A 12,443-nucleotide genomic window follows, 5' to 3' on the forward strand; every position below is an offset into this window, starting at 1 on the left:
AGAACGCTGTACGGCCAGCACGGAAGGGAAATAAATATCGCAGAGTACGGGAAGAGAATTGGGGATATAGCGGGGCTATCTGGGGCAGACGCAGGGGAAAGTAGGCATAAAAAAACACCTCCGCATGGGAGGTGTTTTTTGATTCAATCTGACTCTAAAAAATTATAGAGATTCAGTGAAAGTACGTGCGATAACGTCTTTTTGCTGTTCAGCAGTCAGAGAGTTGAAACGCACAGCGTAACCCGATACACGGATAGTCAACTGTGGGTAGTTCTCTGGGTGCTTAACGGCATCTTCCAGTGTTTCACGGTTCAGAACGTTCACGTTCAGGTGTTGACCACCCTCGATGCCTGATTCGTGGTGGAAGTAACCGTCCATTAGACCAGCAAGGTTCGCTTTCTGCGTGTCGCCATCTTTACCCAGTGCGTTAGGCACGATAGAGAAGGTGTAAGAGATACCGTCTTTTGCGTGAGCAAATGGCAGTTTACCTACAGACGTCAGAGATGCTACCGCACCTTTCTCGTCACGACCGTGCATTGGGTTTGCGCCTGGTGCGAATGGTGCACCTGCACGACGACCGTCTGGTGTGTTACCTGTTTTCTTACCGTATACCACGTTTGAAGTGATAGTCAGGATAGATTGAGTAGGCACAGCGTTACGGTACGTTTTCATCTTACGAATTTTGGTCATGAAGCTTTCAACCAATTCACATGCGATGTCATCAACACGTGAATCGTTGTTACCAAATTTCGGATAGTCACCCTCGATGTCGAAATCGATCGCGATGCCGTCTTCGTCACGGATAGGCTTAACGGTTGCGTATTTAATAGCAGACAGTGAGTCAGCTGCAACAGAAAGACCTGCGATGCCACACGCCATGGTGCGGTAAACGTCACGATCGTGAAGCGCCATCAAAGAAGCTTCGTAGCTGTACTTGTCGTGCGAGTAGTGGATAGCGTTCAGTGCGGTCACGTACTGAGTCGCCAGCCAATCCATGAAGCTGTCAAGACCTGCCCAAACTTTATCAAAGTCCAGAACTTCGTCAGTCATAGGCGCTTGCTTAGGACCCACTTGCAGTTTCATTTTCTCGTCAACACCGCCGTTGATTACATACAGCAGCGTTTTAGCAAGGTTTGCACGCGCGCCGAAGAACTGCATGTGCTTACCGATAACCATTGGTGATACACAACAAGCGATAGCGTAGTCATCGTTGTCGAAATCAGGGCGCATCAGGTCATCATTTTCGTACTGAATAGAAGACGTATCGATAGATACCTTCGCACAGAACTTCTTGAAGCCTACAGGCAGTTGCTCAGACCATAGAACAGTGATGTTTGGCTCTGGGCTTGGACCCATGGTGTAAAGCGTGTTCAGGAAGCGGAAGTTAGTACGGCTTACCAGAGTACGACCGTCAACACCCATACCACCCATTGATTCTGTTGCCCAGATTGGGTCACCAGAGAACAGCTCATCGTACTCAGGAGTACGTAGGAAGCGAACCATACGCAGCTTCATCACGAAGTGGTCGATCATTTCCTGTGCTTCAACTTCGGTGATCTTGCCTTCAGCAATATCACGCTCGATGTACACGTCAAGGAACGTAGAGGTACGACCCAGAGACATTGCCGCACCGTTTTGAGATTTAACAGCAGCTAGGTAGCCGAAGTAAACCCACTGAACAGCTTCTTGTGCCGTTGTTGCAGGACCAGAGATGTCACAGCCGTATTTCGCAGCCATTTCTTTCATCTGGATCAGTGCACGGTACTGCTCTTGAATTTCTTCACGCAGTTGCATGGTCATTTGAAGGTCGTCGCCCGCTTCCAGTTTCGCTTGAAGCGAATGGAATTGCTTAGCTTTGTCCTTCATCAGGAAATCAACACCATACAGTGCTACGCGACGGTAATCACCGATGATGCGGCCACGGCCGTAAGCATCTGGAAGACCAGTCAGAACACCAGACTTACGGCAGTTCAGGATATCAGGGGTGTAGATATCGAAAACGCCTTGGTTGTGAGTCTTACGGTATTCAGAGTAAATTTTTGAGATCATTGGGTCTAGCTCGCGGCCGTAAGCCTTGCAAGAACCTTCGATCATACGCACACCGCCGTTAGGGATAAGTGCGCGTTTTAGTGGTGCTTCAGTTTGCAGACCAACAATCTTTTCCAGATCTTGGATAATGTAACCTGCGTCGTGAGCGGTAATGGTAGAAACAACAGAAGTATCGAAGTCTACAGGGGCGTGAGTTGAGTTCTCAAGCTTGATGCCTTCCATGACTTTTTCCCAAAGCTTGTTAGTTGCTTCAGTACCTTCAGTCACTAGGAATGATTCATCGCCCTCATAAGGGGTGTAGTTCTTCTGGATGAAGTCACGAACGTTGACTTCGTTCTGCCATTCGCCTTCAGCGAAACCTTCCCATGCTTTAGCAAATTGCTCAGACATGATGTACCTACCTTTTTAGTAGAAGAAAACAAGCACTTAGCGGTTTGAATACCGCTCCACTGTGGAGGCAGTGGTTAGTGCGCGATCATTAAAAAATGTAAAAGCAAAAACGCTTTATTAAACGAACTTGATTTTACGCTTTCTTAGCCTTGTGTGGATAGTAATTTGGGCAGCCAAAATGACTGCCCAAACCGAGTATTACATTAGCGCTGGAATACCGAACTGATCTTCGAGCATACCAACCGCCAGCATAGCAACCAGACAGATAACTAATACTGAACCTGGAATCACGATACGGTCTACAAAAGAGAGCTTTTTCGCACGCTCTTTGTCACCGATGAGACCATTGTTGTCCAGCAGCATTGCCAGTGCCCATGCAAGCACAGGGTTCGCAACCATGGCAGCAAAGATACAGATACCAGCAGATTGTGAATCTTTAGTTTCACGAATCATCTGAACACCGGCTTCAAGCAATGGCAGGAATACACCAACCAGCAGCGCGATACGCATAACCGGTGGCCATACTGCAACGTCCATTGGGAAACCAAGGATGGCGATAATGATACACAGTGAGCCAAGCAAGATTGCACCCGCTGGAATTGGGCGTTTCGCAATAGCAGCAGGGATCATGTACGTACCCCAAGATGACGTGATGTTACCACCACCCACTGCTGTACCTACGATTTGACGTAGTGAACACGTGGTCATGGTGTCATCAACATCCATCAGAACTTTTTCCGTTTTTCTCGGGTAGTTCAGCTCTTGGAAGATACGGTGACCTAGGAAGTCAGGTGACCACATTGCTACCGCAAGAATGGCAAATGGTAATGATGCAATGAAGTGCTGCAGATTTGGCAGACCCAACATCCAGCCTTGCTCAGTGCTTCCCCACCAGTAAACAGGGTTTAGGTTTGGCAGACCCATTTCGGTTGTGAACGTCAAGTCGAAGCCAGCGCCCAGTGCCAATGCCGTGATTAAGCCCGTTACTGCACAAGCAGGGATCGCTAACCAGCGTTTGCCGATACGCGCTAGTAGTGCGTAAAGGATAACGTTAACGGCCAGAACAACCAGACCGACATAGCCCATGCTGCCTTGAGCAATCGATGCAGATTCTAAGCCTTTGGCCCAAGATTGTATGTCGCTGATTTGGCTCATTGCACCGGTAAAACCAAGGAAGACTAGCAGGCCACCTGCTACACCTTCACTGGTGAGGTTAACCAGTTTTGAACCGCCCTTGAAGTAACTCAACGTCAGGCCAAACACACCAAGAAGTAATGCTAAAGCGAGGGGGTGAGCGCCTGCTAGTGCAATGGTACCGATCAACGGAATCATTGGACCGTGGTTACCGGCAAGGTTTGCACGTGGGTTGATAAAGCCAGAAGCCAAGATACAGAACAGCAGGGCTGGGATAAGCATCTCAACACGTGCTACTTCAATGGCGAATTCTTTACCGAGGTTAATGTGGTCCCAGGCTTGTGTCAGACCGTCAGCCCAAGACATCATTACCGCAGAGTACATCGCGATAATGCCAATAGTACCCGCTAGTGCAGGAACCAAGTCTTCGAGTTCAAAACGGAAGTCACGTCCAGGAAGGTTTAGCTTCCAACGGCGTGGGTTCATGATTTGAAGTTCGTGATCCAGATAATCTGAACGCGTTGCGAACTCCGATGCGGGACGGTGCTTAGCTTGATACTCGCTTTGCGCCTGATCACCGATTTGCTCTGATGGGGCTTGGGTTGACATAAAGTCCTCTACGTACAAAAGCAAACAGAACTGACTACACTCCCCGCATTTCATGCGATGGTTTAATGCTTAATAAGCAGCTAAACCGTGTAAAAGCCGAGAGCCAAAATTCATAACATGAATACTAACAAACCTCTCCTTGGCTAACTTGATTTAGATCATTTTCGTGAAAATAAATTACACGTTGAGCGGGTGAGGATTGGTTAAATAGCATTCAATTGGCGGTATTTACGGCTATTTTTGCCACTTCGAAGGCAAAAGTGAAATAAAATTACCAAAGTGGGTGGGGTGTGTGTGCTACAAAAGTGCGTGTTTCGTCGTGTTTTACAGCGAATGAGAGACGCCAACCAGTGGCGGTGAATGAATTTTAGATGCATGTCACTCTCGCGCGGATAACGCAAGAAACTGGCTCAACAAAAAAACCTTGTTTTGGTGAGAGCGATGAAGGCGGCGTAAAAACGCCCACATTGCGTGATGACAATGTGGGCGCTGAGCGTTTTGGGCGTTAAACGTTTTACAAGCGGGTTAGCCTTGCGCGGCAGCTTTCGCTTTTTGCAGCTTTTGGTAAGACCCTAGCAGCTTTTGGTGTGCGCCAAAGGCCGTGAGTGATGCCTCTGGTGCAGTCAAGCCATGGAAGCGAATGTCGCCGGTGATGGACTGCCAAACCGCTTCTGTCACGCTGTCACCATAGGTAAAGCCAAATGCGCGTCGGTATTCAACCGGGTCACGTTCTTTGTCTTGGGCAAGCTCTAGGCTTGCGACCAGACAGCGCATGAACACAGTGCGCTCTTGGCTGTAAATTGTGGCGTTATAATCCAAGCTCCACACGGCGAAGTCTTGTGCGGATTCCAAATCGCCCATGGCCAATGCCAATAGGCATTTCAGTTCGCCAATGGTGAGTGATTTCCAGACAGTACCCGCGTCGGGTGCAATACCCATCAGTTCACATACCATGTAGCTGTCGTCGAAATCAGCCATTTCTAGCACATCGAACAAAAACTCACAGGCATCATCGCTGTATTCAGTTGCTAGCAGCATGCCAATGGCATCACGTAAATCGGTGCCACGGTTGTTATTACACAGCTGCACTTCTTCCGGTGGGTAAATTTCAGACCAGCCCGGTACGATGATACGACAACAATTCACGCCTAAATGGTCGTAATCGGCAATGTAAGCGTCGGCGTCTTCAGCGTGTAGTTTGGATAGTAACCAATCCACTTCTTCTTGCGACGTTCCTTCAAAGTTCCATTCTGCAAACGCGTAATCTGGCGTGTCTTTAAACATATCCCAAGACACAGTGCCTGATGAATCGATGAAGTGTGTTTCGAGATTATGGTGATCGGCCACATCTTCATCATGGAAAGAAGGTGCTTCGAATACATCCAAATCTTTCAGGCTGCGGCCTTGTAGCAGCTCCGTTACGGTGCGCTCTAGTGCTACTTGGAAGCGAGGGTGTGCGCCCCATGATGTAAAGCAAGTACCGTTATGCGGGTTAAACAAGGTCACGCAAACCACCGGGTAGTTTCCGCCCATTGATGCGTCATACACAACGATTGGGAAACCTTCCGCTTCCATAGCTTCAATGGAGGCTTTAATCGACGGGTAACGATCCAGAACCTCAGCAGGCACTTCTGGCATGCTCAGGCGCTGAGAAATAATGCGGTTTTTAATGGCACGTTCGAACACTTCTGACAGCGCTTGGCTGCGGGCTTCTGTTTGCGTGTTACCCGCAGACATGCCATTCGACACATACAGGTTGCCGATAATGTTCATCGGCACATAAACGGTTTGCTGATCTTTTTGACGAGCAAATGGCAAGGCACAAATACCACGATCTTCATTGCTGGATTGCAGATCGATCAGATCTGAGCAAGTGAGCATTTGCTCAGGGTCGTAGAATGCGCTCATGGGTTCGTCCAGCAGACCCTCTGGTAGGCTGTCGTCATCTGTCAACGGGAACCATTTCTCGTTCGGGTAGTGAACAAATGGTGCGTCAGCGATGTCTTTGCCGAGATAGAAATCGGCATAGAAATAGTTGCATGACAAGCGTTCAAAATATTCCCCCAGTGCAGACGCTAACGCGGCTTTTTTGCTGGCGCCTTTGCCGTTGGTAAAGTTCATCGGTGCATCAATGTCACGAATATGAACGGACCAAACGTTAGGGACAGGGTTTAGCCAGGAAACAGGTTCAACGTTAAAACCCGCAGCGGTTAACTTGGATTCAAAACGATTGATCGACTCTTCCAGTGCGGCATCTTTGCCAGGGATATAGGTTTTCATGGGATTCTCAATCTCATAGAGGGGCTGGGAGTATATACGGATACACAAGCAACCAGAAGGTGCAGGGTTTAGCTCGCATGTGTATTGATCGAAAAATATTGCTACATAGCTGAAAAAATAGACGTTCAGTTAACCAGCAGTTGTCCAATTTACGTTATAGTCGAGATATCAAATCGTTAATGGCTGAGGGATATGAAAGTATTTGGTGTTGGCATCCTCCTATTCAGTGTGATTTTTCCGGTTCAGGCCAGCGATCCTGACTTCTCCAATCACCTGAATCGCATTGAGCAGTTATTGTCACAAGACAAATTCAGCGATGCTGCAAATCTCGCAAAAGCCATTGTGGCAGATAACGAAGAACAAGAAGCGCTGCACCAGCGTCTGCTTGGGTTCATTTATCTCCATGAGGGTAACTATGAACGTGCCTATATTGCTTACACAAAAGCCATTGAATACCGAAAGTTACCCGCCAGTTTGCGTCAGGACACATTGGGTGCATTGGTCTCTTTGTCGATGAAAAGAAACAGAGCAGATTTGGCCGTGAGCTATGGGCGTAGTTACCTCGAAGAATTCCCGCCATTTCAGCCGGTTGAGCAGTTATATACGCGCGCCTTATTCACCGAGAAAAACTACATCGATGCGTTGAAACAGGCCAATGCGATAATTGCGCGTTATGCCGATGTGCCTGAGTTCATTTGGCAGATCAAAGCGCTCAGTGAAGAGCAGCTTAAGCAGCACCGTGCGCTTGTAAACACGACGCGGATCATCCAGCAGAAGTTTGGCGATGATTTTCGCTGGCAGCAGAAGCAAGCCATGGCGTACGCCAGATTGGGCGAAGTGCGCCAGGCGCTTTCAATCTTGAAGTCTGAACAAAAGAAAGGGTCAGCGCTCAGTGAGGCGGATTATCTCGATATGGCGCAATTTGCCAGCATGCTTGGTGAGCCGGAGCAAGCGATAGCCTTTCTTAATCAAGGTATCCAAAAAGAGCAGGTCAGTGCCAGTCGGGACGTGTTAATGCGGAAATTGCAATATCACATGCAGGCGAGCCAATGGTCACAAGCATGGGAAGTGGCTTCTGTGCTGAATAAAGAAGCGCCAGAACTCTACTTGCTTAAAGCACAATCTCGCGTTGCTTCTGAGCTGCAGCGCTGGTCTGATGCCGCCAGGTTGTCGCAACAAGCGATTGATATGGGTGGCCATAGAGATGCGTTCTTATGGGAAATATTGGGTTATAGCGCGATGAAATCCAATCAATTGTCACTGGCACGTAGTGCCTATGAAACGCTGATAGAGCTTGACCCTTCGAGTGATGCAGACGTTTGGCTAAAGACGCTTGATCTGATGACGAAAGAGTCAGCGACCAACAATTGATAACTTGCTGAGTGATTGATTATTTTTCCTCGACGGGCTCAAGTGCCAATAACTGAATGAGACGTGGCCTTTCTGTGTACCAAATTGGCGGAACATTGGGCGTGCCATCAGCATGCCGACGCCAGCCTTTAAATCGCGTGGTGGTGAACTCCACCGTTTCCAGCTTGTAGTAAAGAGGCACAGTGACTTGCTGGGCAGCGATGCGCAAGTGGAGACGGTTAATCACTTCCCGTTGTCCTTCTTGCGTCGTTTCCAATAAAAACGCATCCAGCAGTTCATTGATTTCTTCATCATGAAAATAGTGTTGTGCAAATCGAGGATCATGCGGCGATTGGTACCGACTGTTAAACGCTGCGTTGAGATAACGAAAAGGGGTAACGCCTGAAAAATAATTGGTAATACTCATCCCATAGCGGGCTTCTGCCATTTGGGATGTGTATTGCGAAAAGGGGAGCTCGAGGGTATGAATGTCGATGCCAATCGCCATCAGCATTTCTGCGGCGATATTGGCGGCAGAAGTAAAGTCAGTCCAACCAGATGGCGCGATGAGACTCAGTGAGAACGGTGCGCCGGAAGGTAATTCACGGAACCCATCACCATCGTTATCTTTGAGGCCCAGTTCATCAAGCAGGCGTGCGGCTGTGTTGGGATGAAAGCGAATAAAATAAAGATGCTGCTCTGCCGCTGAATTCTCAATCCAGTTGTCAAATCTAGACTCCAATCCACTGGCAAATGCCGCTTTTTCCCCTTGACCAAATACTGCAATGTCGATGATGAGATCGCGCGCCAAGCTCATGGAAACGGCGCGACGAAATCTGACATCTTGAATAATCTTGCGCGTTTCAAGATCGGGATGATTAAAATTAAAAAGCAAGCTGACAATGGTCGAAGGCTTGTGGTGATAGTGATAGTCAGGGGAATACGACGCGTAATTGCGCTCGATATCAGGAATAAACGCACTTGCCCAGTCAAACTCCCCGTTACTTAAACGGGAAACCAGTTCGTCGTTAGTGCGTACCATAGGGTAGCGAATGCAGTCGATCTTTAGGGCATCTTGTTGCCAATAGTGAGGGTTGCGACACTGTACTATGTTGTTGCTACTAAACGCGCGGATATCGGTAAAAGGACCTGTACCCACTGGGTTGGCATTAAGATGGTAGCGTTTGTCTTTAATATCTTGCCATTGGTGTACTGGGACGATAATCGCCTCTTGCAGTCTCTGGGCAATTTGCGCGTTTGGGCGAGTTAACGAGACGTACACCTCATTTTTACCACGTTTTTCGACACGTTCAATCCACTCACCGAGTGAATTGTAATCCAGTTCTGGCTCATTTTTGAGCAGTGATAAACTGAACACCACATCATCGGAAGAAAAAGGCGTACCGTCAGACCACTGAATGCCTTTTCTTAGCGTCAGTGTAATGCCTTTTAAATCAGGGGACAGGGTGTAGCTTTCCGCCAAGCGATAGTGGACCTGCTCATCTTCAAACACCATTAACGATTCAAAGACAAAATCCTGTGTCGTCGCGAGTTGATCGGGGCGAAATGGGTTGTAGTTACGCACGAAACCGTTCGATAACTCGGGGATGATCGTCAGAGTATGAGGTGCTGCGATGCTTGTAAAAGAGATAAGCGCAAAACACAGAGTCAGCAAGCGAGAAGGCATATTTATCTCGATATTGAAATATAAGAATATTCTACCGAAACACACCCTACACTAACCTTAACGAGCCATCAATGAAATCGATGGCATAGTAAACATTCACACTGGTTATTTATGCACTTAAAATGACTTATTTTTTACTAACTTAAAGGTTAACAAATTGTTGCTGTTGGAACTAATGGGTGTTATTTTCACAGAAACGAGCTTAAGCAGTGAATTATGTTGTAGCACGGCTAAAAATTACAGGATTGTCAATTGAATCGCCGAGCTTACCTTTTTAGTCTTTTATTTTTGCGCTTATGGTTTACAGAAACGCACTGTTTTACAGGCTAAGAACAAGATTCAACGAAAAGCGACGTGCTAATAGAATGACAGGAGTCAAGCGCATGACGGAAGCAGTAGCGCTGCAAATTAAAGACCTACACAAAACGTTCGGTCAACACGAAGTTTTAAAAGGAATTTCGCTGGATGCACATCGTGGCGATGTGATTTCAATTATTGGTTCTTCCGGTTCAGGTAAAAGTACCTTTCTTCGCTGCATCAACCTACTTGAAACACCAACCAGTGGACAGATCTGGGTCAATGGTGAGCTGATAGAAATGAAGAATGGTCGCGGTGTCGATGCCATTCCTGTCAGTGACAAACAAGTTCAACGTATTCGCTCTCGCCTTGCCATGGTTTTCCAAGGGTTCAACCTCTGGTCTCACATGACCGTGATGGAAAATGTTATCGAAGCCCCTATCCATGTTCTTGGTGTATCAAAAGCAGAAGCCATAGAACGCGCAGAAGCTTATCTGCAGCGTGTTGGCCTGTATGAGCGTCGAGATTATTATCCCGGGCATTTATCCGGCGGTCAGCAACAGCGTGCCGCGATTGCACGCGCACTCGCTGTTGAGCCAGAAGCGCTATTATTTGATGAGCCAACCTCAGCACTCGACCCCGAATTGGTTGGTGAGGTACTAAATGTGATGAAAATCCTCGCAGAAGAAGGACGAACTATGCTTGTGGTAACTCACGAGATGGCGTTTGCTCGCGATGTATCCAATCACGTGATGTTCTTGCATCAGGGGCGCGTAGAAGAGCAGGGTCATCCTGAAAAGCTCTTTACCTCGCCTGAGTCAGAGCGTTTAAAACAATTTATTTCTTCAATTTACTAACGCGTATTGACGCATATTCGACAGATGGCAAAGGAATATCCCCATCTGGTTCAAATATCCATAAGGAGACAGAAAGATGAAAAAATGGTTAGTTGCTGTAGCAGTCACTGCTGCACTTGGCGCGACAGCTGTTCAAGCGAAAGAGTGGACAGATGTACGTATCGCTGTGGATGTACCTTATGAACCGTTCGAATACAAAGCACCCGATGGCACGTTGACTGGTTTTGAAGTAGACCTCGGTAACGCAGTGTGTGAAAACGCAAAACTTAACTGTAGCTGGGTTGTGCAAGCATGGGATGGCATCATTCCGGGTCTGCAAGCACGTAAATACGACGTGATCTTCTCGTCAATGTCGATCACTGAAGAGCGTGCGAAGCAAGTGGCATTCTCTGAACCTTACTACAACACCCCAAGCGGCTACTTCGCGCCTAAAGATTCTTCGTTGAATCCAAGTGATGTCGCCTCATTGGCAGGCAAGCGCATTGGTGTTCAACGTGGCACGATCCAAGACAACCATGCCACTGATACTTTCGGCAAAATTGCTGAAATCAAACGTTACACCACCGGCGATGATCTGGTTTTGGATCTGCAAGGCGGTCGTCTTGACTTGGTATTGATTGACTTCCCTGTCGGTGAAGCGGCAATCCTGGGTGCAGAAGACGGCGCTGATTTCAAAACCGTGGGTGAAAACATTCAACTGGGTAATGGTGTTGCTGCTGCATTCCGTCAGCGTGATAAAGGCTTGGTAGAGATCTTCAATGCATCGCTAGCGGAAGTAAAAGCGAACGGTACCTATGACGAGATCATGAACAAGTACTTCAAGTACGACATTAAAATGTAATTCTGCATTGCTGGTCTTAGATGGCACTGAATCTGCGTTAACAGCGCTATCTATTTCCCGCAATTCTGAGTAGGCGGAGTCATCATTGCTCCACTTATTTGCAGGATGCATTGCTGGCTTATCGCTGGCAACAAGGCTCAAAGGGGAGCGTCATGCGCTCCCTTCTACCGATTGGCGAGAATTGAACAAAAATCCATAGAGCGGTAGTTTCGCTATCGGTTTATTCGTGCAGGAGGAAAGGATGTTAGATCTGCATGGTTATGGCCCTTCCATATTTATGGGCGCTATTCTGACCGTTGAGCTGGCGGTGCTTTCAGCGATTATTGCTTTGTTACTAGGACTGGTAACAGCAATGGCTCGTGTCTCTAAAAATCGCTTTGCGCGTGGCGTGGCAACGGTGTATTCCACGGTTGTTCGTGGCGTGCCTGACTTGGTGCTGATGCTACTGATCTTCTTCGGCGTTCAGATCATGCTCAATAACTTCTCTGACTGGCTTTACGATACCTATGAATATGACGTTTTCTTTAACGTCGACGAGTTCACTGCAGGTGTATCAACCATTGGTTTTATCTTTGGTGCATACATGGCTGAGACCTTCCGCGGCGCGTTTCTCGCCGTTGACCGAGGCCAACTTGAAGCCGGAACTGCGTATGGCATGAGCGATTGGATGGTTTTCCGTCGCATTATGTTCCCGCAAATGATGCGTCATGCCTTGCCGGGTATCGGTAACAACTGGCTGGTATTGGTGAAAACAACCGCATTGGTTTCTGTGATTGGCTTGGCCGATATGACCCGTTTAGCCAAAGAAGCGGCGGGCGCGGTGAATGAACCCTTTAAATTCTTTATTCCGGTAGCGATTGTCTACCTGTTGATCACGTCCGTTTCTGAACTAGGCCTTAAAAGACTGGAACGTAAATTCAGTGCTGGTGTGGTAAGAGGCTAAGGAGAG

9 protein-coding genes are annotated in these 12,443 nt (G+C 47.8%); 5 read left to right on the plus strand and 4 right to left on the minus strand.

Going from position 1 to position 12,443, the window contains the following annotated elements:
* Nucleotides 1-162: 162 nt before the first annotated feature.
* Nucleotides 163-2,439: a formate C-acetyltransferase gene (gene pflB, locus AB8599_RS04060; protein ID WP_407332513.1), complete on the minus strand. Its 2,277-nt coding sequence runs from the start codon at nt 2,437-2,439 to the stop codon at nt 163-165.
* Between the two features lie 198 nt (nt 2,440-2,637).
* Nucleotides 2,638-4,182 (minus strand): DUF3360 family protein, encoded by a 1,545-nt coding sequence (locus AB8599_RS04065; protein ID WP_407332514.1) that lies wholly within the window; start codon nt 4,180-4,182, stop codon nt 2,638-2,640.
* 371 nt (nt 4,183-4,553) lie between these two features.
* On the opposite strand from AB8599_RS04065, the gene AB8599_RS04070 reads away from it, so the two are divergent.
* On the plus strand, nt 4,554-4,691 hold the full coding sequence (locus AB8599_RS04070) for a hypothetical protein (protein ID WP_407332515.1): 138 nt from the start codon (nt 4,554-4,556) through the stop codon (nt 4,689-4,691).
* A gap of 16 nt (nt 4,692-4,707) precedes the next feature.
* On the opposite strand, the gene ycaO is transcribed toward AB8599_RS04070, so the two are convergent.
* The gene (ycaO, locus tag AB8599_RS04075; RefSeq protein ID WP_407332516.1) at nt 4,708-6,462 is read right to left on the minus strand and encodes a 30S ribosomal protein S12 methylthiotransferase accessory factor YcaO; all 1,755 of its coding nucleotides are present in this window, start codon (nt 6,460-6,462) and stop codon (nt 4,708-4,710) included.
* A 192-nt stretch (nt 6,463-6,654) separates the two neighbouring features.
* On the opposite strand from ycaO, the gene AB8599_RS04080 reads away from it, so the two are divergent.
* Nucleotides 6,655-7,833 carry a tetratricopeptide repeat protein gene (locus AB8599_RS04080; protein WP_407332517.1) on the plus strand — a complete coding sequence of 393 codons (1,179 nt, stop codon included), beginning with the start codon at nt 6,655-6,657 and terminating at the stop codon, nt 7,831-7,833.
* Between the two features lie 19 nt (nt 7,834-7,852).
* Here the strand turns inward: AB8599_RS04080 and AB8599_RS04085 are convergent, their stop codons facing one another.
* A complete protein-coding gene (locus AB8599_RS04085; RefSeq protein WP_407332518.1) occupies nt 7,853-9,499 on the minus strand; it encodes an ABC transporter substrate-binding protein in 1,647 nt (548 codons plus the stop codon).
* Nucleotides 9,500-9,882: 383 nt separating this feature from the next.
* On the opposite strand from AB8599_RS04085, the gene AB8599_RS04090 reads away from it, so the two are divergent.
* The 3 genes from AB8599_RS04090 (at nt 9,883) to AB8599_RS04100 (ending at nt 12,437) form a co-directional block, all read left to right on the plus strand.
* Nucleotides 9,883-10,653 carry an ABC transporter ATP-binding protein gene (locus AB8599_RS04090; protein ID WP_407332519.1) on the plus strand — a complete coding sequence of 257 codons (771 nt, stop codon included), beginning with the start codon at nt 9,883-9,885 and terminating at the stop codon, nt 10,651-10,653.
* Nucleotides 10,654-10,729: 76 nt separating this feature from the next.
* Complete coding sequence (locus tag AB8599_RS04095) at nt 10,730-11,494, plus strand: transporter substrate-binding domain-containing protein (protein ID WP_407332520.1); 765 nt, start codon at nt 10,730-10,732, stop codon at nt 11,492-11,494.
* 241 nt (nt 11,495-11,735) lie between these two features.
* Nucleotides 11,736-12,437 (plus strand): ABC transporter permease, encoded by a 702-nt coding sequence (locus AB8599_RS04100; RefSeq protein ID WP_016958490.1) that lies wholly within the window; start codon nt 11,736-11,738, stop codon nt 12,435-12,437.
* The last annotated feature ends 6 nt before the right edge of the window (nt 12,438-12,443 follow it).

It is taken from the genome of Enterovibrio litoreus (assembly GCF_045679545.1).
Taxonomy (GTDB): Bacteria; Pseudomonadota; Gammaproteobacteria; order Enterobacterales; family Vibrionaceae; genus Enterovibrio.

Excerpts from the sequence above, each read along its gene's own strand:
- pflB (WP_407332513.1), bottom strand. The coding sequence starts at position 2,439 with ATGTCTGAGCAATTTGCTAAAGCATGGGAAGGTTTCGCTGAAGGCGAA.
- AB8599_RS04065 (WP_407332514.1), bottom strand. The coding sequence starts at position 4,182 with ATGTCAACCCAAGCCCCATCAGAGCAAATCGGTGATCAGGCGCAAAGC.
- AB8599_RS04070 (WP_407332515.1), top strand. The coding sequence starts at position 4,554 with ATGCATGTCACTCTCGCGCGGATAACGCAAGAAACTGGCTCAACAAAA.
- ycaO (WP_407332516.1), bottom strand. The coding sequence starts at position 6,462 with ATGAAAACCTATATCCCTGGCAAAGATGCCGCACTGGAAGAGTCGATC.
- AB8599_RS04080 (WP_407332517.1), top strand. The coding sequence starts at position 6,655 with ATGAAAGTATTTGGTGTTGGCATCCTCCTATTCAGTGTGATTTTTCCG.
- AB8599_RS04085 (WP_407332518.1), bottom strand. The coding sequence starts at position 9,499 with ATGCCTTCTCGCTTGCTGACTCTGTGTTTTGCGCTTATCTCTTTTACA.
- AB8599_RS04090 (WP_407332519.1), top strand. The coding sequence starts at position 9,883 with ATGACGGAAGCAGTAGCGCTGCAAATTAAAGACCTACACAAAACGTTC.
- AB8599_RS04095 (WP_407332520.1), top strand. The coding sequence starts at position 10,730 with ATGAAAAAATGGTTAGTTGCTGTAGCAGTCACTGCTGCACTTGGCGCG.
- AB8599_RS04100 (WP_016958490.1), top strand. The coding sequence starts at position 11,736 with ATGTTAGATCTGCATGGTTATGGCCCTTCCATATTTATGGGCGCTATT.